Genomic DNA, 20,056 nt, shown 5'->3' with positions numbered 1-20,056 from the left:
CGAAATCTCCTGGTAGGTGGATGTGCCTAGCGTAGCAGATATCAGCTTGCAACTGACGCAAAGCCGCCAACATTTTCTTACATAAAACAGCAGGAGTTGAGCACGGGCAAGAAGCAGGAAGTGGGGTGAAGGCGGTACACTACGGCCTATGATGCCTGACTCCTTCTTTTCGCCACCGCGCCGCCGCACCGTCATTTTTGTCGCGGTCATCGGCGCACTGCATTACGTGGCGCTGGAATGGCTCACCTCGCGTGCCAGCATGGTGCCGCTGGGGCAGGATCATGCGCAGGTGGTCAGCATGGCCTTGATCGCCGAGCCGCCCAAACCCGTGCCGGTGGCGCCGCCCCCGCCGCCCAAGCTGCGGCCCTTGCCCGAGCCCCGCTTGCCGCCACCGCCGCCGACGGAACTGCCGTCGAGCGACACGGCCCAGTTCACGGCGCCGGCCAGCGACGCGCCGGAAGGGCCGGTCACGCCAGCGGCGCCGGCAGCCAGCGCGCCAGCCATCACGGCGCCCGCCCCAGCCGTGGCGGCCGCGCCCGTGCCGGCCAGCGTGCCGCCGCCACCGCCCGTCGAACAGGCGCGGCGCTACAAGACGAATGCGCCTGCCTCGGCCCAGTTCGACTTGCACGTGGACCGGCGCGATGCGGACGGCACCAAGTGGCAGGGCGTGGCCGCCATGGCGTGGGACAATCGGGGCGACACGTATCAGCTGAAGCTGGAAGTGGGCTTGAGCATGCTGATCACGCGCATCAACCTGCTGGTGCTGACGAGCGAAGGCCTGATCGATGGCAGCGGCATCGTGCCCGTCACGGCGACGGAAAAGCGCAAGGGCCGCGCGCAAACGGCCACGCATTTCAACCGCGACGCCAAGGCCATCACGTTTTCGGCCACGACGGCCACGGCGCCATGGCAGGAGGGGGTGCAAGACAAGGCCACGGTGCCATTCCAGCTGGCCGCCATCGGCCGCGCCGACGTCAACCAGCTGGCAGGCAATATCGACATCCTCGTCGGCGAAGAAAAGGAAGCGACCGTGTTCCGTTTCCAGCTGGTGGGCGAGGAAGAACTGGAGACCAAAATGGGCCGCCTGGTGACGTGGCATTTGCGCCGGCCGCCGAAGCCCGGCACGTATTCGTCGCAGCTCGATATCTGGCTGGCGCCGTCCATGCAATGGTATCCGGTACAAATACGCAATACCGAAGCGAACGGGGCGCTGACCACGCAAACCGTGACCCAAATTCGCGTCAATGACGCTACAGGAAAATAGATGACTACTTTGATAACTTTGAAACGCGCTCTGCTCGCCAGCCTGCTGGCCGCCACCTTCACTCCCGCCATGGCCGACGCGCCCGTGGAGCATCCCGTCATCAAGCGCCCGTACAAGCTGGCGCCGTCGGCCGACCTCGTCTATTCGATCAAGGCCAAGCAGCGCGGCATTGCGCTGTCCGGCGAATCGGTCAGCAACTGGCGCGCCGGCGATGGCAAGTACTCGCTGCTGGCCGAAACCAAGGCCGCCCTGTTCGGCAAGATCCTCGAGCAGCGCAGCGAAGGCACGGTCGACGATTTCGGCCTGGCGCCGGCCCAGTTCGTGGAAAAACGTTTCCGCAAGGAAGCGGCCACGACCACCTTCAAGCGCGACAGCAAGACCATCGTCTTCAGCGAAGGCGATGACAGCTATCCGCTGAAAGGCGGCGAGCAGGACCGCAACAGCACCGTCTGGCAACTGGTCAGCATAGCGCGCGCCACGCCCGAGAAATTCACGCCCGGCTCGGAATGGAGCTTCTTCGTTGCCGGCCGCCACGACGCCGAGCCGTGGACCTTCAAGGTCGTCAAGCAGGAAACCGTCGCCACCGGCCAGGGTCTGGTCGAAGCCGTACACCTGATCAAGGCGCCGCCGCCGGACAAGAAGGGCCAGCAAGTGGACCTGTGGCTGGCGCCGTCGCTGGAATGGTATCCCGTGAAGGTGACGTTCGCCGATGAAGACGGTGATTACGTGGAGCAAACCTTGCAAAAGATTGTACAGAAGTAGGTTTCCACGCTTGCTTGCATTCGATTTTCTTGCCCCAAAGCAAATGCTGGGGTCAGTCCTGATGGATTGGAATGCCTTCCATTGGAAGGCATTCCCCCAGCCGGGTCTGACCCCGGATTTCCGCCGCTGGCCATCAGTCAAATTGCATGTCAGAACTGATATACTGACGCCCCCGCCCCGCAGCGCTGCGTTAGCCCGCTGCGCCGCCCGCTGAACACTCATCCGGAAAAGAATGATTGATATAATGGCAAGTGCAGCCGTGGCTACGGATGCAAATCAGACAGAGCAAGAGCATCACGATTCCTTGCAGGCGCATTTCCAGCCCAATATTTCGGCCGATGAAATCGAGCAAGTTTTTCACTTGAAGCGGGCGCAGCCCTTGCTGCAAGTGTTTACGACCCTGTTCCACGGCGGTTTCGACGGCGTGCTGGTGCGTCTGCTGGTGTTGCGCGAGCTGGCTGCCGATGCGGCCACGTCGGCCTATACGCGCGCCGATATCAATACGAAACTGGCGTATCTGTTGCCGGAAAGCCTGGAAACGGTCTTGCTGCGCTTGCGCTCGAACCAGTTGCTGGCCTGGGATGCGCAGCAGGGCGTGTACCGCGTCACGCCCATGGCGCGCAACGTGCTGTCCGCCATCGACAGCTTGCTGGGCCTGGGCCAGACGGAAGACGAAGCGGAAATGGGATTCTTGCTGTCGCAGGTGGCTGGTGCGCAAGCCGTCGGCGGCGTGTCCGTTGAACAACTCCAGCATTTGCTGGGGCGCCTGGTTGACTTGACGGAGGAATTCGCCGACGCCATCGCTTCCGGTTCGGAATTCCGTTTGCGCACGGCGCAAGCGAAGTGGAACATGGCCTGCGACTGGGTGGAGAAGGGCTCCGAAATCCTCGTGGCCATCACGTCCGACGAAAACGCGGACAGCGCCACGCACAAGGCGGCGCAGGCGATTGGCCGCGCGCAAAGTAAATTGCTCAACATGCAAGGCATGTTTTCACGCGCCCTGAACCAGATCGAGCGCCAGCGCGTGCACCTGGGCCAGTCGGGCCTGTCGACCACGGACATCAAACGCTGGCTCTTGCTGCATGAAGACCTGGCCAGCCTGGCCGAAGGCGCCATCGACCAGCCCGTCGTGCCGTTGTTCTCCACGCCGGCCGAGATGATCGACGTGGCCGAAACGGAACTGCTGTCCGAACGGGCGGCAGGCGTCACCAACACGGGCCTGCCCAGCGGGGAAGACGCGCCCACCACCATCAGCGACGGTCCCGCCATGCAACTCGAACTCGATGACCTCCTGGACCGCCTGTCGAACTTCGCCAGCCTGGGCAATTTCCCCAGCATCGGCGAAGAAGGACCGAAATCGGTGCCCGTGCAGGATTCGCTGCTGCCGGCCAGCTTTGCCGTGGCCTCGTACCGCGCCTCGATGCTGCCGCTGCTGGGCGACGTCTCCGAAGCGAGCTTGCAAGGCTCGACGGCCGAACTGGCCCGCTTGCCGATTACCTTTACACCGACCGACGAGATGGTCCAACTCACCGACCCCCACGTGGCGGCCATGTCGATCGCCTCGCTTTCACTGAATGTTTCACTTGATTTAGATGGCGCCACCTTTGATGAATGACGATTCCCAAATCCTGATTGCGCGCCTGCTCACGCATCAAACCCTGCGCCGCGACGACAAGCTCGTCAAGCGCGTGCTGTCCGACGAGCTGTTCCGCGCCGAGATCGATGCGCGCCTGCTGGCCTGCGGCCTGAAGCTGCTTGACAACGTGTATGCCGACCACGTGACGTTGGCCCTGACGCGCACCATCGAGCCGAAGATTTTCGGCGCGCGCGACGTGTGGCAAAACAATAATTTTGGTTTGGCGCGCGATGGCGTGGCCTTGCTGGTGGTGCTGTGGGCGCAGATCATCCTGCCCAAGCGCGAACGCCAGGAAACGCACCAGCACGCGGACGATGACCAGAACGATATGTTCGGCACGGAAAAGCCGCTGCCGCGCGCGGAAGACGCGTCGATCGGCATTTCCTACAAGGCGCTGCTGTCGGACTTCGGCGACAAGCTGGGCAAGAAGACGCGCATGGACATGAACCTGGGCACCCTGGCCAAGCTGGGCTTTATCGAGCGGCGCGGCGATTTCATCCTGGAAGGTCCGCTGCTGGACCTGATGATGGACACGGACGTGTTGAAAGAGCGCATCATCAATGGTGCCCTGGCCGACGTGTTCAAGCGGGCGCCGGCGCGCCTGGTGGCCGTCGACCTTGACGCTGATTTGTCCGCTGATTTGTCCGCCGACATCGGCGACCTGCCTGACGCTGGCGACGAGCCCGCGTCCGACCTTCCTCACTGAAAGCGCCCATGTTTCATATCAAATCACTTGAACTGGTGCACTGGGATTACTGGCAGCGCATCAAGAACATCCCGCTCGACGCGAAGATCATCACCATCGCGGGGCAGAATGGTTCCGGCAAGACCACCTTGCTCGATGCCTTGCGTACCCTGTTCGGCCTCGACTGTTCGATGGGGCGCACGTACAAGCACTATGCGCGCCACTCGGGCCAGCAGACGGCCTGGTTGCGCGCCGTGGTCGACAACAAGAACGTGGGCAAGCAGCTGTCGAACCGGCCGTTCCGCAGTTCCGGCTTCTTCAGCGACGATGAAGTGACCTTGTTTTGCCAGATCCAGAAAAATGGCGGCGACTGGAAGCGCCAGTATCTGATGCGTCCAGGCAATGTGCAGATCGAGGACATCACGGACGCCAACGACTGGCTCGGCGTGGAAAACTACCGCAAGCGCCTGGCCAATGCGGGCCTGTCGCCGGCCATGTCGAAAGTGCTGGCGCTGGAGCAGGGCGAGACGGACAAATTGTGCGAATACGCGCCGCGCCAGCTGCTCGACCTGGTGTTCCAGGTCTTTGGCGACAAGGAAGTGCTGGACGCCTACGACGAAGCCAAGCGCCACCAGCGCGACACGGAAGTGGAGCTGAAACGTTTCGAGACGGAACTGGAAGCGTCGAAGACCAATCTGGAAGGCTTGCGCCTGCGCGTGGCCAATTACCACCAGTGGGAAGGCTTGCATAAAGAGCGCCGCAACCTGCTGGAAGAAGTGCTGCCCAGCCTGCAGTATCACGAGGCGCGCGAAAAGGCTGCCATCGCCAGCCGGCAATTGCGCGATGCGCGCAAACCGATGGCACAGGCCGACCAGCAACTGACGGATAAACGCAATGCGCTGGCGGCACAGGCGAAGGCCCTGTCCGACGCGCAGATGAACGAGACTCTGCTGGAGCAGGAATCGATCGGCCTGCAGAGCCGCCTTTCCCTGATCAATGCCAAGCTGAAACCGCTGGACAGCTTGCTGGAACAGAAGGACCGTTTGCAGAAGCTGGCGGCCGACTCGGGCAGCGACATCGCCGAAGTGGCTGCCCAGCTGGAACAGAAGGAAGCGGAATTGCTGCGCCAGCGCCAGCAGCGCGACGCCTTGTCGGCCCGCATCGCGGGCGAACAGGCAACGATTGCAGCGCTGCAAGGCAAGACGGCCATGCCGGAGCCGGACAATGTGCGCGGCATGCGCCGCGCGCTGCGCGACGCGGGGATCAGCCACGCCATGCTGTCGGACATCGTCGAAGTGACGGACAGCCGCTGGCAGGGCGCCGTCGAAGGCGTGCTGGGCGGTTACGCCTCCGTCGTCCTGCTCGACAAGGCCAAGGATGCGGCCGCCGCTTACCGCCTGGCCGAGAAGGAACGCTACCGCCACTTCATCGTGCCCGACCTCGTCACGGCGCCCGTGGCGAAAGACGAGAGCTTGCTGGCCGTGGTGAAGTTTTCCGCGCCCGTGCCCAGCTGGCTGATCGAGCAGCTGTCGCGCATTTCGCGCGTCGATTCCGTCGAAGCGGGCTTTAAATTGGGCAATCACGAAGAGTGGATCACGCCCGAGGCCTACCACCGTGAACGCCGCGGCGGACGCTCGCTGTTCGTCGAAGCATCGCGCTACCGCTTCGGCCAGGCTGGCCGCAGCGGCCGCCTGGAAGCGCTGCTGCGCTCCTTGCCGGGCCTGGAAGGCCAGGAAGACACCTTGACCCTGGCGATCTCGAAGCTGGCGGCGGAAGTGGGCGCGCTGAAAGCGCGCATCGCCGGCGTCGACGCGGCCAAGGAACTCAGTGCACGCCAGGAAGAATTCGCCGAAGCGCTGCGCAATTCCAAGCCGCTCAAGGAAGAGCGCCTGGAAGTGGGCGGCCGCCTGGGCGAGCTGCAAAACCTGACGAAGAACGCCACCGTGGCGCGCACGCGTGCCGATACGGTGTGGCAAAACGCGCGCCTGGCCTTGTCGGAAGCGGAAGCCGGTTCACGTCTCGGCTACAAGAAGCAGATTGAACAGCGCGCCGAGCATGCGCGCGCCTTGCTGGCCCTGCGCCATGCGTGGCGCCACCTGCCGAAAAGCTGGCGCCGTCCCGCGCGCCGCGCGGCGCTCGTGGCCGAGCACCAGAATGCGCACCAGGTCGATCTGCGCGTGGCCAGCCTGCAAAACAGCCTGGCGCGCGACGACTGGGAACTGGACGCGACCGTCATCGACCAGCACCACCGTTTGTCGGAGCAGCTGCATGGCCGCCAGTCGGAGACGGACGAGCGCCGCTACCAGAACAACCGCGCCATCGAAGCGACGGGCAATGCCCGCGGCGCCTACATGGAGCGCTTGCGCTACACCATCAAGACCTACAGCAAGAACATCAAGGAACTGGGCGAATTGGCCGGCATCGAAGTCCATGCCGATCCCGTGCGCCTGGAAAACGACGACGTGCAGCTGTCGCAGGCGGGCTTGCACGTGCGCTTCAAGTTCGACGGCAAGGGCGTCATCGGCATGAACGATGGCGAAGCGTCGGGCGGCCAGCAGGTGATGAAGTCCTTGGTGCTGCTGATCGGCTTGCTGAAATCGGAAGACGGTTCCGGCGGCTTCGTCTTCATCGACGAACCGTTTGCCCACCTCGATATCCGCAACATTCAGCTGGTCGGCGAATTCCTGAAAAACACGGAAGCGCAATACCTGATGACGACGCCGTTGACGCACAACACGGATGTCTACGATCCGTCGGAGCTCACTTTGATCACCAGCAAGAAGAAAAAGGATACCCAATGGGCGCAACCGATTTTCGTGCTGCAGCGCCGGGTCGAACCCGTGCCGGGCAAGGTGGCGTGATGGCCGTGCGCAAGCTCATTCTGGCCGCGGCCCTGTCGCTGGCATTGGCCGGCACGGCCGTGGCCAACGATGGCATCGGTTCCGTCAGCGCGGGCGGCATCCTGTTCGGCAAGACGGATGCCGTGGCCATGAAAAAGGAAGTGCTTAGCGTGAGCACGGACTTGATCAAGGTCGAGTACGAATTCCTCAATGAATCGGCCAAGGACGTGGAAGAGACGATCTTCTTCCCGCTGCCCGAATACTCGGCCGGCTACCATGGCTCGCCCACGTATTACGGCCAGCCGCAGCAGTTTACCGTCGATGTGGATGGCAAGCGCAAGGATTACAAAACCACCTTCGTCGCCAAGCTCGATAGCGCCGACGTGACGGCCCGCTTGCGCCAGCTGGGCTTGTCGGACGCACAGATCGCCTATTTCCCGTCGCACACCCCGTTCGACAAGAAGGTGGTGCCGCTGACGGCCGCGCAAAGCAAGATCATGATCCGCGAAGGCTTGCTGGCCCAGCTGTACGACGAGGAATGGGTCCCGGCCTGGACCGTGAAAGTCATCTACCTGTGGCAGCAGAAATTCCCCGCCGGCAAAGTCGTGCGCGTGCGCCATCAATATGCGCCGTTCGTCGCGGCCGGCCCGGGTGCGTCCTACCTGGGTGATGGCAATGAGTTTGAAAAGAAATACTGCGGCGACAAGGCCTTCTACAAGACGTGGAACCGCCTGGCGGCCAAGCAGGGCGAAAGCGGCTTCGTCAATGCCGTGTGGGTATCGTACATTTTGACGACGGGCAACACCTGGAAGAATGGCATCGAAGACTTTACCTTGAACCTGATCAAGGGCAAGCCGGACGAGCTGGTCAGCCTGTGCTTCCCCGGCACGTTCACCAAAATCAATCCCACCACCTTGCAAGTCAAGCTGCGCAACTTCCATCCGAAGCAGGACCTCGATGTGTACTTCGGCAATGTCGAAGGCGCGGGCGACCACGACGGCGTGGCGCCGCAGATCCGGCCATAGGAATGAGCACGCAGGAAGCGCTGGCCGCGCGCCTGCGCGCCATCGCCCGCGCCACGCCGTGGTGCATGCAGGCCCTGCACGCCGTGGCGCAGCTGGGCTTGCCCCACTGCTGCATCGGCGCCGGCGCCGTGCGCAACCTCGTGTGGGACGCCTTGCACGGCTACGCGCAACCGTCGGCATTGAGCGACGTCGACGTGGCGTATTTCGATGCGCACGATGTGCAAGCCCGGCGCGAGGTAGAACTGCGCCAGCGCCTGGAAACGGTGCTGCCCGGCGTGCCGTGGGAAGTGTGCAACCAGGCCAGGGTGCACCTGTGGTTTGAAGACGAGTTCGGCTACGCCGTGCCGCCCTTGCTGTCGCTCGATGACGCCATCGCTTCCTGGCCCGAGTTTGCCACTTCGGTCGGCATCCATCTGCAGCCTGATGGCGGGATCGGCATCATCGCGCCGCATGGCCTCGACGACCTGTTCAACATGGTGGTGCGGCGCAACCCGGCGCGCATCAGCGAAGACGGCTATGCACAGCGCCTGGCCAGCAAAAACTATGCGGCGCGCTGGCCGCGCGTGACCATCATCGCTTGAGAAATGCTGGCGTAAAAGCAATTAAATGCACTGTGGATACAGATTGCCTATAATTGCCAGTTATCCAATAGTGTTTTCCTGATCCCATGCCCCTGTCCATTTCCATGCCGCTGCGCCGCCTCGGCCGTTTGTTCTGCCTTTCTTCCGCCCTCGTGGCGCCCGCCGCCTTCGCCGACAGCTATACCGATTTCCAGCAAGCGAGCGGCCAGCTGGAAGCGCTGATGGCCAAGGCCACGCCGCAAAGCGGCTTGCCGCGCCTGGGCGACCCTGCCGTGGCGCAGCTGTTTGCCCATATCGCCGACGGCCCGCGCCTGTTCCAGGCGCCCGTCGCGGCGCTGCAGGACGTCAACCAGAGCGTGGCCGTATGCGAAAAGGCCATGCGTTTGGGGAAAACATATTATGCGTTTGGCCTCGAACGGCCCTTGCCGCTGTCCGGCGCCGAATTGCAGCAGGCGCGCAGGGAACAAATGACGCAGAACCTGGCCAGTTACGGCGATGAAATGAGCACCTTGTTTGCTTTCAGCATGCATTGCCATGGCCATTTGATTGGGCTGATGGAGCAGGAATTCAGCGCCCAGCCGGCCGATGCGGTGCGCGGGCCCGAGCGTCTGCGCGCACGGGCGTTCAGCAAGAATACGGCCATTGTTTACACTGGCGTATTGCAGTTCATGCAGGTGCCGTTGTGGAACGTGGCGCAAAAGAAAATGATGCTGGAAGCGGCCGCGCAGCACGCCACGGCGAATGCCAATCTGATGGCGCCGCCCTTGCGCGAGCGTTTGCTGACCAGCCTGGCCGATGCGGACAAGGATCTCGATCCCGCCCTGGCACCGGCCTTGGCGACGATACGCCAGGCGCTGTCGGTGACGACGTGTACGGGCCTGTGCCAGTACTACTGACCCGGCTTACTCGGCCGCTTGCAGCGGCTTGTTGCGCTGGCGCCAGCGCACGAGGCCCCACGCATACACGGCGTAGTAGCCGATGACGAGGCCGTAGGCGGCCATGGTCAGCGGGCTCTGGCCGAACGGCGGCGGCGGCACGGGCACGTCCAGGCGCGTGTTCAGGTAGATTTCCATGCCGCGGTACAGCAAGCGGGCGATGAACAGCATCGTGATGGCCAGGCCCAGGTAGCGGTGCTGGGTAAAGAAGAAATCCTTGCCGACCTGTTCGAAGCGCGTCAGTTTCAAGCCCAGCACGCCGAGCCAGCCGCCGGCCAGCGCGCCCGCGCCCAGGCTGGACAGGGGCAACAGCTCGAATTTCGTCGTCGTCGCCAGGAACAGCAGCAGCGCGGGAAAGACGATCGCCACGCTCCAATGGCGCCACAGCTGCGACTTCTGGCGCGCCACCAGTTTTTTCAGGCGCGAATAAATGCGCCAGACCAGCAGCGGGACCAGGAACAGCAGGGCGAGGGTAGTGGTTTCCATGTAGGCATTCGGGTGCGGGGAAAACAGCGATTGTAAGCCAGATGGGGACGGGCGGCGATGCTTGTCAAACGGCAAAAGTTGCTGATTGACATTTACATGGCATGAACGCACTATGCTTTGTCACAATGCGCCGCCATGAGCGGTGCGGTGCGCCCGCTTGTTGTCGCCACCTTCATACACTGGAGTTCCATGTCTACTCGTTTGCCTTTGCTTCCCATCACTGTCGGCCTGATGGCCTCGTCTTCCCTGGCCATGGCGCAAGATGGCGCTTATCAAGCCCCGCCAGCGCCCCTGCAAGCCATCGTCGATGCGCCGCGCGCGCCGACCCTGAGCCTGAGCCCGAAACGCAACCTGGCCGCCGTGCTGCCCACGCCATCCTTGCCCAGCATCAGCGAAGTGGCGCAGCCGGAACTGAAGCTGGCGGGCTTGCGTATCAATCCGCGCACGTATTCGGCCAGCCGTTTCAGTTTCCACACGGGACTGGGTTTGCTCGACATCGATACGCAGAAGGAAATCAAGGTCAGCGGCCTGCCCGCATCGCCCCGCATCGCCGACCTGGCCTGGTCGCCCGACCAGCGCTACCTGGCATTTACGCACATCGCCTTTGCCGATCCCGCCAAGGGCGTGAAGGAGTCGGGCGTGGAATTGTGGCTGCTCGACGTGCAGACGAAAGCGGCGCGCAAGCTGGGCAATCAATCCTTGTCGACCGTGTATGGCCGCGGCTTTTCCTGGATGCCAGACAGCAAGACCTTGCTGGTGCAACTGAAACCGGCCAAGCTGGGCGCGGCGCCCGTGGCGAGCGGCATCCCGACGGGACCGTCCATCCAGGACAGCGTACCAGGTGGCGGCGTCAAGCAATTGCGCACTTATCCCGACCTGCTGAAAAACGAACAGGATGCGCAGCTGTTCGAACACTACATCACCGTGCAGCTGGCCATGCTGGACGTGGCGGGCAAGCAGCGCCTCGTCGGCCAGCCCGGCCAGTTCTCGCGCGTGTCGGCTTCGCCCGATGGCAAGCACCTGCTGACGACGAGCATCGTGCGTCCGTATTCGTATATCGTGCCGGCGCATGACTTTGCCCACAAGATTGATGTGCGCGACCTGAATGGCAAGGTGGTGCATGCGGTGGCGGCCTTGCCGCTGGAGGAAGGCCTGCCGCCAGGCAATGATGCCGTGTCCGCCGGCGTGCGCTCCGTCAGCTGGCGGGTCGATGCGCCAGCGACCCTGGTGTGGGCCGAAGCGCAGGATGGCGGCGACCCGGCCAAGGCGGCGGAGATCCGCGACATCGTCTACACGCAGGCGGCGCCGTTTAGCAGCAAGCCGGCCGTGCTGGCCAAGCTGGGCTCGCGCTATGCGGGCGTGGCCTGGGGCCGCGGCGACCTGGCCCTGCTCAGCGAGGCGTGGTACAAGACGCGCGCCGTCAAGCAGTGGAAGATTGCGCCAGACCAACCTTCCGCGCCGGCCGACCTCGTGTATGCGGGATCGTTCGAAGACCGCTACAACGATCCGGGCCAGCCCGTCATGCGCGCGGACGCGGCCGGCTTGCCGCGTTTGCTCATCGCCTTTGATAATTCCATCCTGCTCGACGGCCAGGGTGCCTCGAAGGAAGGCGACCGTCCCTTCATCGACCGCCTGAACCTGGCGACGAAACAGAAGCAGCGGCTGTTCCAGAGCGCCGCGCCGTATTATGAAAACGTGGTGGCCGTGCTGGACGAGGATGGCAGTCGTTTGCTGTCGACGCGCGAATCGCCGACCGAGCAGCCGAATTATTATGTGCGCAACCTGAAGCAGCAGGGCGCGGCGCAATTGACGGCCCTCACGCATTTCCCCCATCCGCTGCCGCAATTGAAGGACGTGCAGAAAGAGCTGATCCGCTACAAGCGCGCCGATGGCGTGGACTTGACGGCGACATTGATGCTGCCGCCGAACTACGATGCCAAGCGCGACGGTCCGCTGCCGACCCTGATGTGGGCATACCCGCAGGAATTCAAGACGGCCAGCGCCGCCAGCCAGACCAAGGGTTCGCCGTACAAATTCAATGCCGTCAGCTACTGGGGCCCAGCCGCCTTTCTGTCCATGGGCTACGCCGTGCTCGACAATCCATCGTTCCCCATCGTCGGCAACGGCGAGCAGGAACCGAACGACACGTATTTGCCGCAGCTGGTGGCCGACGCCGAGGCGGCCGTCGACGAGGTGGTGCGCCGCGGCGTGTCCGACCGCAACCGCATCGCCATCGGCGGCCATTCGTATGGCGCTTTCATGACGGGCAATTTGCTGGCGCACACGCGGCTGTTCCGCGCCGGCATTGCCCGCAGCGGCGCCTACAACCGCACCCTGACGCCGTTCGGCTTCCAGGCGGAAGAGCGCCCGTTCTGGCAGGCGCCAGCCGTCTACCAGGCCATGTCGCCGTTTAATTACGCGGACAAGATCAAGGATGCGCTGCTGATGATCCATGGCGAGCAGGACAACAACTCGGGCACCTTCCCCATCCAGAGCGAACGCATGTTCCAGGCCGTCAAGGGACTGGGCGGCACGGCGCGCCTGGTGATGCTGCCGAACGAGAGCCACGGCTACCGCGCGCGCGAATCGATCATGCAGATGCTGTATGAAAGCAACAACTGGCTGGAGAAATATGTGAAGAACGCGGCACCGCCGGCCGCCGACGTCAAGCCGGCAGGCAAATAAGGGCAGCGGCGCGCATCTCGTGGTATGGTCTTCCTTTGTCTGCAGGGAGGCCAGCCATGTCAGTCATCCATACCCACCGCGCGCCCGACCCGGCGCCCGTCGATGAACCCATGCCGGCGCCGGAGCCGCAAGAAGCGCCCGGGCGCCAGCCGGGGCCCGTGCACCCGGTGCCGCAGGATGATCCCGTGCCGCACCCGCACCCCAGTTAATCTCGTCAAGAAAGGCTGTTTTAGATGGCAATTGTCAAGGAAGTCTACACACGCAAAGTCAGCGGAGAATCGTTCGACTATGAACTCGATTACACCCAGGGCGCGGACGTGGCCTGGATTGCGCGCGTGTACCACGACGGCGTGCTGAAAGGCTCGCCGCACGGCGCGCTGACGGCCAACGTGCTGTCCGGCCCCGCGCTGGAACAATACCTGCGCGCCTACGTCGAAGGCATGATCGAGCGGGGGCTCGACGTGGCCGAGTAAGCTGTTTGCGTCAGAGCAAAGAAAAGGGCGCCGAGGCGCCCTTTGTTGTTTCTGGTGGTGGTGTCGGATTACGCCCTGGCGGGCTAATCCGACCTACGCGCATGCACATGGAGCGTAGGTCGGATTAGCGGGGCAACGCCACGCGTAATCCGACAATATTGTTGGCTGCCAATCTAATCAAACGCCCACGTGTACAGCACGTCCAAGGCATTGTTCGTCCCCGTCTGGAACTGCAAGGTGATGCGGCGGTTCAGCTTATAACGCAGCTTGACCAGGCTCGTCGCCGTGCTCGTGCCTTGCTCGAACGTCAGGTAGGCGCGCGAGGACAGGCGCTTGCCGACGGTGACGACCGTGCTTTCCAGCCCTTGCGCCTGCGACAGGCCCACTTCGTCGAGGCCCAGCGAATTGGCCAGCTTGCCTTGCAAGCCGCCGCCGGAACCGCCGAAGAGGGCGCCTGCGGCCGTCGTCAACAAGGCCATTTCATCGCCGGCCGCCGTTTCCGCGCCGTGACCCAGGATCAGCCAGGCCAGCTTGTCGCTGTCCGACACGCTTGGCGTGGACACCAGCTTGGCCGTCGGCGCCTGCGCCGTGCCGCGCACTTCCACGCCTGCTTCCACGTTCGTTTCCGACAAGGCTTCGCCCTCGGGACGCTTGCGCACGGCCAGGATATTCAGCGACGGGTTGTCATAGGCGCCCGTAAAGGCGATCAAACCCCGTTCGATGGACAGCTTTTGTCCATAAGCCGCGTACTGGCCGCTGGTGACCTTGATGCTGCCCGTCACGCGCGGCGCGGCGCGGTTGATGACCCTGGCGCGCACATTGCCCGCCAGGTCCGCGTCGATGCCCATGCCGCGCAGGTGGAAGGCGTTGCCCAGGTCGAACTCGAGGTCGATATTCAGGGGCAGCGACGGCGCTTCCTTGCCGCCCTTGACTTCCTTGCCCAGCACCACCACGTCGCTGCTTTGCGTCGGCGTGTCTTGCGGCGCCAGTTCGATCAGCGCGCGGTTGGCCTTGAACTTGCCCTCGAAGCTGAAACGTTTGTCGTTGCGCACGAGGGTGCTGTTGCCCGACAGGATCAAGGTACGGTCGGGGCGCGACAGCGCCTGCAGGCGGTCGGCCATCAACTTCAGTTCCAGGCTTGCTTCGCCATTCGCAAAGCGTACCCAGCCATCTGCCTGCACCTTGCCATCGCCGCCGTCAAAGCTCAGGCGCTGCAATTGCAATTGATCGCCCGCCAGCTTGGCTTGCAGTACGCCATTACGCAATTTCAAGCCCTGGTCCGCCCAGTTCACCAGCAGTTTGCTGCCATTGATATCGCCATTCAATTGCGGCGCGCCGATGGTGCCGCTGCCGGACAGGGCCACCTTCAAGGCGCCGCCCAGTTCCAGGCCTGGCTGGCCCGTCAGCGGCGCCAGCCAGGCTAGTGTATCGATGCTGGTGGTGCCCGTCAGCGAGAGGGCGCTGTCGTTGCTGATGCGCCCGCCCAACATTTGCACGGTGGCGTTGATGTCGCTCTGGCCCGCGCGCGCGCCATCGAGTTTCACGGCCAGCCGCAGTTGCTGGTTGGCCACGTCGATGCGCGCATCGAGGGTGCGCAAGCCCAGCGCCAGCGGCTGTTCCACGCCCACCGTCACGTCGCCTTTTTCGCGGTAGATGTGCAGCATGCCGGCCAAAGATGGATCTTTCTGCTTGGCCGTCGGCACCTGCATGTCGAGCGACCATTGCGCGCCCAGGGTCAGGTCGCTGCGCGCATTGGCTTGCAGCGCTGGAATCACTTGCGCCAGATAGGTCAGCGCCACGCCGGCCGCCTGGCCGGAACTGGTCCAGCGGGGGCCGTTCTTGACGAGGTTTTGCATGGTGATGCTGCCTGCCGGCAATTTGATGACGGTGTTGCCCACGCTGATCAGTTCCGGCTGGCCCAGGCCCGCCACGCCGCTGTTGGCAGGACCGGCCACTTTCACGGGCACGGGCGCTTGCAGCACGAGCGCATAGCGGCCCTTGTTTTGCAGGCTGTCGATCGTGCCCGTCCAGCTGGCGCCGCTCTGGCTGCCGCGGATTTGCACGGTGGCGTCGAAGTCGTCGTTGCGCGCCGCAAGGCTCACCGTATGGCTGCCGCGCGTGCCCGTCGTGCCCAGGCGGGCGCTGGCCAGCTTGAAGGTGGGCGTGCTGTAGCCCGTGATGTCCAGGCTGCTGACCATGGGGTCGAGCGCGCCCTGACCGGCGCCCACGCTGGCGCTGCCTTTCACGGTTTTCAATTGCTGGTCGCCAAAGAAGGTCAGGTCATGGCCATCGAGCGTCAGCTGCGCGGCGGGTGCGTCCATCTTGCCCGAGACGGAGCCGGCCGCATGCAGCACGCCGGCAAAACGGGGGCCCAGGGTCGACAGTTGCGGCGCATCGAGTTTCCACGTCAGCTGGTCCGTGGCGCCGCCCAGCGCACCCTTGGCCAGCAGGCTGTTCGGACCCAGGCGCAATTCCGTATCCACGCTGTCGATGCGTTTCGCATTGGCCGACAGCTTGGCATAGCCGGCCAGCGGGGCGTTTTGCAGGGTCGATTCGCGCAGGGCCAGGTTGAGGGCCACTTGCCAGTCGCTCGTCAGGCGGCCGCTGCCGGTGAAGTCCGCGTTGACGTTGCCGTTGGGCAGAGCCGCGCCGAACGCGGCAGGATTGATCTTTTGCAGCGAACCCGCCACTTTCAGTTCCGCCTGCTGCTTGGCTCCCGTCAAGCCCACTTCGCCGCTGGCGTGGATGGCGCTGTCCGGTGCGGGGCGCTTGCCGCTGGTCAGACCCAGTCCTTTTGCATCGGCAACAAAGCTCGTGCGCGGCTGCTGCATCGTGCCGTGCACCACGCCGCTGGCCAGTACCGTGCCCAGCAAGTCGCTCTGCAGGGCTGAAAGCTGGCGCGCATCGACGTTCCAGTTCAGCTTTTCACCGGCGCCGCCGAAGTTGCCCTTGGCCGTCACGTTGTTCTTGCCCAGCGCCAATTGCACGTCGATGCCGCTGAAGTGGGCCGCGTCGGCCGTCAGCTTGCCCTTGCCGGACAACGGCTGGTCAAGCAGCTTGCTGGGGCGCACGGTGAAGTCCGCATTCGCCAGCCATTGCGGTGCCACGTGGCCATTCGCGCGCACGTCGAGGTTCAGGTCGGCCACGGGGAAGGCGCCGAAGTCGGCGGGATTGAGACGGCTGGTGCTGGCCACGGCCTTGAATGGCTGCTCGTCCTTCAGGCTGATCTGGCCCGTCGCGTTGACGCTGCTTTTGCCTGCTTGCAAGGTCGCCTTGCGCAATTGCACGAGCGAGTCGGCCAGGGTGGCTTCCACGTCCAGGCGCAGCTTGGCTTCACCGAGCTTGGCGCGCAGGGTTTGCGTCTTGCCGTCGCTGTCGAGCACGATATCGCCGACGATCTTGGTGCTGTTGATGCTGCTGTACATGTGCTGCAAGTCGATCTTGTCCGTGTGCAAGGTTAGCTGCGCATTGCCGATGGGCGCGTCGGCCGCGTCGCGGTTGAGCTTGCCGCTGCCCGTGAATTTGCCTGCGTTGCCGAAGTCGATGATGGCCGACTCCAAAGTCGTGGCCGTCAGAGTGCCGCCCAGGCGCGCCTCGAACTGGCGCAGCGGCAGCTTTTGCTGGTCGATGGGACCCGGTGTGGCGTGGTTGAGGATGGCCAGCTTGCCCGACACGGTTTGCGCGTTGGGCCGCGTGTCGATGGCGGCGTCGAGTTCCAGGCTCAGGTCCGCCTGCGGCAAGGTGGCGTCGAACTTGCCCGGATTGATGTTGCGCCCTTTGATGCTGGCCGAGCGCAGGATGATGACGGGATCGAATGGCGCCAGCGCCAGCTGGGCGTCGGCCGTGGCCGCGCCCGCGCTGCCCTTGGCCGTCACGTTCAGCACGTTCAAGTCGCCGCCCAGCTGCAGCGCCAGGGCGGCCGGTTTTTCGCCGGCGGCGGGGTTGAGCTGCGTCAAGCCGGCCTTGCCTGACAGTTTGAATGGCTGCGTGGCTGCAATTGTTGCGCTGGCCGTGGCCTGGCCGAACGGCGTCAGGGCCGAGGCGTCTTCCAGCTGCCATTGCGACTTGTCGCCTGACAGGGTGAAATGGATTTTTTCAAACACCGTGTTGCCGCCCGCGCTGACCAGGGTCACCTTGTCCAGGCGCGCGTCGGCAATGCCGATCTTGAACGGCGCAGCCAGGCTGGTGGGCATGGTCGACGGTTCTTCGGACGGCGCCGTGCTTTCCACGGACAGGCTGGCCACGTGCAGTTCGCTGATGGCAATGCCTTCCGAGAAGAACTGGAACGGCGACCAGTTGATGTCGATATTGTCGGCCGTGATGTGCTGCGTCTTGCTGCGGTAGCTGACGTGGCCCAGGTGCATGCGGTTGTACAGCGAGCCGGACACGCCCGACACTTCGATCTCGCCGCCGCTGGCGCTGGCCACTTTTTGCACCAGCATCTGCAAGGTCGATTCGCGGCCCAGGAACCAGAAGGCGCCGCCCAGCAGCACGGCCATGGTGGCGACGGCGATCAATACATAGCGCACCCAGCGGCGCGGTTTTTTTGCCGGCGGTGGCGGCGCGGCGTCGTGGGACTCGGTAGTAATATCGGACATTAGAAAGTGAATCCCAGAGAGAAGTGCAAACGGTACGCGTGGACGGCGTGGCCATACGCCACGTCGACATTGATGGGGCCGACGGGGCTCTTGTAGCGCCCGCCCAGGCCGTAGCCCGATTTCGGCGTCATGGCCGCCTTCACGGTATCGGCCGCATTGCCGGCGTCATAGAAGGCGGCAATCGCCCACTTCGGCTTGAACCAGTACTGGTATTCGGCGCTGCCGGTGAGCATGTAGCGCCCGCCGACGGTGGCGTCGCCTTCCTTCACGCCCAGTTCCTGGTAGGCATAGCCGCGCACCGACTGGTCGCCGCCCGCGCGGAACAGGTAAACGGCCGGCACGCCGCGTTTTTCCTTGGAACCTAGCGCGCCCATTTCGCCGCGCACGATCAGCTCGCCCTTTTCACCGAGCGGACGGTAATACACGGCCTTGCCGGCCACGCGCACGAAGCGCTCGTCCGTCAGCACGGGCAGCAGGGCGCCGCCCACCTGGGCGTTGATGACATAGCCCTTGGTGGGGAACAGCAGGCTGTCGAGGCTGCGCTTGGTGATGGCGTAGGTCAGGGGCAAGCTCTTGCTGCGCGTCTGTTCCAGGCCCACGACGGTCTTGTCTTCGCTGAGGAACTCGAACGTCAGGCTGCGCTCGAGGTTGGTGCCGCCCCAGTTACGCTTGGCCGAGATGGTGGTGACGGCCGTGATTTCGTTGGAAATGTCGCTGCGCTCGAACGAGGCGCCAGCGCTGTCGTTGTAGCCGCGCTCGGTCGTTGGAAAGTAAAAATTGGCGTGCGCCGCCTGTTTCTTTGTTTCCATGGTGATCGCGCTCTTGAAGCGCGTGCCCCACACGTTCAGGTTGTCATAGTTGAGCTGGGCGCGATTGCCCGTATTCGTACTGAAACCGAGACCGGCGCTGACGTTCTGCTGCTTGTTTTCCGTCACGCGCACGACCAGCGGCAGCAGCGGCGCGGGGCCGCGGTTGGCCGGCTTGGCGTCGGGCGCGGCGCCGGCGGCATCGGCTTGCTGGCTTTCCTGGCCCGCTTCGATCTGCTCGCTGAGGATGCTGCTCATGTCGGCGCTCACTTCCACGCTGGCAAAGTAACCGGTGTCCTGCAGGCGCGCCTGGAACGATTGCAGCGCCGATTCGCTGTAGTACTCGCCCGGGCGTATCTTGTCGAGGTTGCGGATGATGCTGGCGTCGTAGCGTTTCAAGCCTTCGATGCGCAGCTCGCCAAAGCGCAGCTCGGGGCCGCTGTCGAGCACGACCAGCAAGGAGACCATGTGCGTTTCCGGATCGACCACGGCTTGCGTGTCGACCAGCTGGGCGCGCGGGTAGCGCGTCTGCACCACTTCGCGCAGCAGCGCGCGCTTGGCCGCTTCCCAGTCGGACTGGCGAAACACGCTGCCCGTCTTCAGGGCCCAGCTGCGCTTCAGCGCTTCCGTATCGTAGGGCTCGCTGGCGGCCAGCGGCGGCGTGGGGTCGAAGCCGCGCAATTCCAGCTCGACCTTGTCGATGGTCGCGGGCTGGCCCGGGTCGACGTCGACGATGACGACGGGTTTGGCGCCCGTCGTATCGACGCGCACCGTGACGACGGGCGTGTAGTAGCCGGCCGTGGCGATGAGGTTTTTGGCTTCTTCGGGCGTAGCGCGCACGAGGCGCAGCAATTGCTCGCGGTCCATGCGCGGGTTGCCGCGGAAGCGTTCTAGGTCCAGGTTTTTTTCGAGCAACTCGTCGAGGTCGCCGGGCGCGTTCACCTTGACCTCGTACTGCAGCGGGGCCGGCGCCGCTTCCGTGGCGCTGGCGCTCTCTGGAGCAGCATCTTGCGTTGCCTCCTGCGCGCGGGCATGGGCGATGGGAAACAGCAATATGGCACCGCCGGCGGCCGCCAGTGTCAGTTGACCCATTACTTTTGCCACTACTTGTGCCAAAATTCGTGGTCGTATCGCCTTGCCGGCAGCCGTATGCCGTATGGGTCGTGCAGAAAACATGGTGCTCCAGATAAGTAAATGCTGACTGCATGTTACCGGAATAGGTAAACTGATGGCGGACGAATAAGTATTTTTTGCAATGGGAATTATGTTTCCCCGCGCAC

The 20,056-nt window shown here is 63.8% G+C and carries 14 protein-coding genes; 11 read left to right on the top strand and 3 right to left on the bottom strand.

Annotated elements, in window-relative coordinates; genetic code table 11:
* Window positions 1-148 precede the first annotated feature (148 nt).
* From ASN89_RS08240 to ASN89_RS08205, 8 genes are all read left to right on the top strand, one after another.
* Window positions 149-1,264 (top strand): DUF3108 domain-containing protein, encoded by a 1,116-nt coding sequence (locus ASN89_RS08240; protein ID WP_152988511.1) that lies wholly within the window; start codon window positions 149-151, stop codon window positions 1,262-1,264.
* On the top strand, window positions 1,265-2,026 hold the full coding sequence (locus ASN89_RS08235; protein WP_046682166.1) for a DUF3108 domain-containing protein: 762 nt from the start codon (window positions 1,265-1,267) through the stop codon (window positions 2,024-2,026).
* Between the two features lie 244 nt (window positions 2,027-2,270).
* Window positions 2,271-3,641, top strand: coding sequence for a hypothetical protein (locus ASN89_RS08230; RefSeq protein ID WP_152988513.1), 1,371 nt, complete (start codon window positions 2,271-2,273; stop codon window positions 3,639-3,641).
* Window positions 3,634-4,368, top strand: coding sequence for a hypothetical protein (locus tag ASN89_RS08225; RefSeq protein WP_034753458.1), 735 nt, complete (start codon window positions 3,634-3,636; stop codon window positions 4,366-4,368). The genes ASN89_RS08230 and ASN89_RS08225 overlap by 8 nt, the downstream gene beginning before the upstream one ends.
* 8 nt (window positions 4,369-4,376) lie before the next feature.
* The gene (locus tag ASN89_RS08220; RefSeq protein ID WP_058048933.1) at window positions 4,377-7,208 is read left to right on the top strand and encodes an ATP-binding protein; all 2,832 of its coding nucleotides are present in this window, start codon (window positions 4,377-4,379) and stop codon (window positions 7,206-7,208) included.
* 5 nt (window positions 7,209-7,213) lie between these two features.
* Window positions 7,214-8,212, top strand: a complete 999-nt coding sequence (locus ASN89_RS08215; protein WP_161911760.1) for a DUF4424 family protein — start codon at window positions 7,214-7,216, stop codon at window positions 8,210-8,212.
* A 2-nt stretch (window positions 8,213-8,214) separates the two neighbouring features.
* The gene (locus tag ASN89_RS08210) at window positions 8,215-8,793 is read left to right on the top strand and encodes a nucleotidyltransferase family protein (protein WP_046682170.1); all 579 of its coding nucleotides are present in this window, start codon (window positions 8,215-8,217) and stop codon (window positions 8,791-8,793) included.
* Between the two features lie 86 nt (window positions 8,794-8,879).
* Window positions 8,880-9,689, top strand: a complete 810-nt coding sequence (locus ASN89_RS08205) for a hypothetical protein (RefSeq protein ID WP_058048931.1) — start codon at window positions 8,880-8,882, stop codon at window positions 9,687-9,689.
* A gap of 6 nt (window positions 9,690-9,695) precedes the next feature.
* Here ASN89_RS08205 and ASN89_RS08200 read toward each other — a convergent pair whose 3' ends face one another.
* Window positions 9,696-10,214, bottom strand: a complete 519-nt coding sequence (locus tag ASN89_RS08200) for a hypothetical protein (RefSeq protein ID WP_058048930.1) — start codon at window positions 10,212-10,214, stop codon at window positions 9,696-9,698.
* 189 nt (window positions 10,215-10,403) lie between these two features.
* Here ASN89_RS08200 and ASN89_RS08195 point away from each other — a divergent pair, with 189 nt between their 5' ends.
* The 3 genes from ASN89_RS08195 to ASN89_RS08190 are packed head-to-tail and all read left to right on the top strand — an operon-like array spanning window position 10,404 to window position 13,372.
* A complete protein-coding gene (locus ASN89_RS08195) occupies window positions 10,404-12,899 on the top strand; it encodes an alpha/beta hydrolase family protein (RefSeq protein WP_058048929.1) in 2,496 nt (831 codons plus the stop codon).
* A gap of 56 nt (window positions 12,900-12,955) precedes the next feature.
* On the top strand, window positions 12,956-13,108 hold the full coding sequence (locus tag ASN89_RS29295) for a hypothetical protein (protein WP_175444616.1): 153 nt from the start codon (window positions 12,956-12,958) through the stop codon (window positions 13,106-13,108).
* 24 nt (window positions 13,109-13,132) lie between these two features.
* Window positions 13,133-13,372 carry a hypothetical protein gene (locus ASN89_RS08190; protein ID WP_034753464.1) on the top strand — a complete coding sequence of 80 codons (240 nt, stop codon included), beginning with the start codon at window positions 13,133-13,135 and terminating at the stop codon, window positions 13,370-13,372.
* Between the two features lie 173 nt (window positions 13,373-13,545).
* Here the strand turns inward: ASN89_RS08190 and ASN89_RS08185 are convergent, their stop codons facing one another.
* Together ASN89_RS08185 and ASN89_RS08180 are read right to left on the bottom strand one after the other, a co-directional pair.
* The gene (locus ASN89_RS08185) at window positions 13,546-17,970 is read right to left on the bottom strand and encodes a translocation/assembly module TamB domain-containing protein (RefSeq protein ID WP_058048928.1); all 4,425 of its coding nucleotides are present in this window, start codon (window positions 17,968-17,970) and stop codon (window positions 13,546-13,548) included.
* Window positions 17,970-19,868 (bottom strand): autotransporter assembly complex protein TamA, encoded by a 1,899-nt coding sequence (locus ASN89_RS08180; protein ID WP_058048927.1) that lies wholly within the window; start codon window positions 19,866-19,868, stop codon window positions 17,970-17,972. Before ASN89_RS08180 ends, ASN89_RS08185 begins: the two co-directional genes overlap by 1 nt.
* Window positions 19,869-20,056: the final 188 nt, after the last annotated feature.

It is taken from the genome of Janthinobacterium sp. Ant5-2-1, assembly GCF_001445815.1.
Lineage (GTDB): Bacteria > Pseudomonadota > Gammaproteobacteria > Burkholderiales > Burkholderiaceae_D > Janthinobacterium > Janthinobacterium lividum_E.
This window is presented reverse-complemented; position numbering and strand designations above follow the sequence as displayed.

What these genes read in the sequence shown, in the direction of transcription:
- ASN89_RS08210 (WP_046682170.1), top strand. Translation starts at nt 8,215, where the DNA reads ATGAGCACGCAGGAAGCGCTGGCCGCGCGCCTGCGCGCCATCGCCCGC.
- ASN89_RS08185 (WP_058048928.1), bottom strand. Translation starts at nt 17,970, where the DNA reads ATGTCCGATATTACTACCGAGTCCCACGACGCCGCGCCGCCACCGCCG.
- ASN89_RS08230 (WP_152988513.1), top strand. Translation starts at nt 2,271, where the DNA reads ATGGCAAGTGCAGCCGTGGCTACGGATGCAAATCAGACAGAGCAAGAG.
- ASN89_RS08180 (WP_058048927.1), bottom strand. Translation starts at nt 19,868, where the DNA reads ATGGGTCAACTGACACTGGCGGCCGCCGGCGGTGCCATATTGCTGTTT.
- ASN89_RS29295 (WP_175444616.1), top strand. Translation starts at nt 12,956, where the DNA reads ATGTCAGTCATCCATACCCACCGCGCGCCCGACCCGGCGCCCGTCGAT.
- ASN89_RS08195 (WP_058048929.1), top strand. Translation starts at nt 10,404, where the DNA reads ATGTCTACTCGTTTGCCTTTGCTTCCCATCACTGTCGGCCTGATGGCC.
- ASN89_RS08220 (WP_058048933.1), top strand. Translation starts at nt 4,377, where the DNA reads ATGTTTCATATCAAATCACTTGAACTGGTGCACTGGGATTACTGGCAG.
- ASN89_RS08240 (WP_152988511.1), top strand. Translation starts at nt 149, where the DNA reads ATGATGCCTGACTCCTTCTTTTCGCCACCGCGCCGCCGCACCGTCATT.
- ASN89_RS08235 (WP_046682166.1), top strand. Translation starts at nt 1,265, where the DNA reads ATGACTACTTTGATAACTTTGAAACGCGCTCTGCTCGCCAGCCTGCTG.
- ASN89_RS08205 (WP_058048931.1), top strand. Translation starts at nt 8,880, where the DNA reads ATGCCCCTGTCCATTTCCATGCCGCTGCGCCGCCTCGGCCGTTTGTTC.
- ASN89_RS08190 (WP_034753464.1), top strand. Translation starts at nt 13,133, where the DNA reads ATGGCAATTGTCAAGGAAGTCTACACACGCAAAGTCAGCGGAGAATCG.
- ASN89_RS08200 (WP_058048930.1), bottom strand. Translation starts at nt 10,214, where the DNA reads ATGGAAACCACTACCCTCGCCCTGCTGTTCCTGGTCCCGCTGCTGGTC.
- ASN89_RS08225 (WP_034753458.1), top strand. Translation starts at nt 3,634, where the DNA reads ATGAATGACGATTCCCAAATCCTGATTGCGCGCCTGCTCACGCATCAA.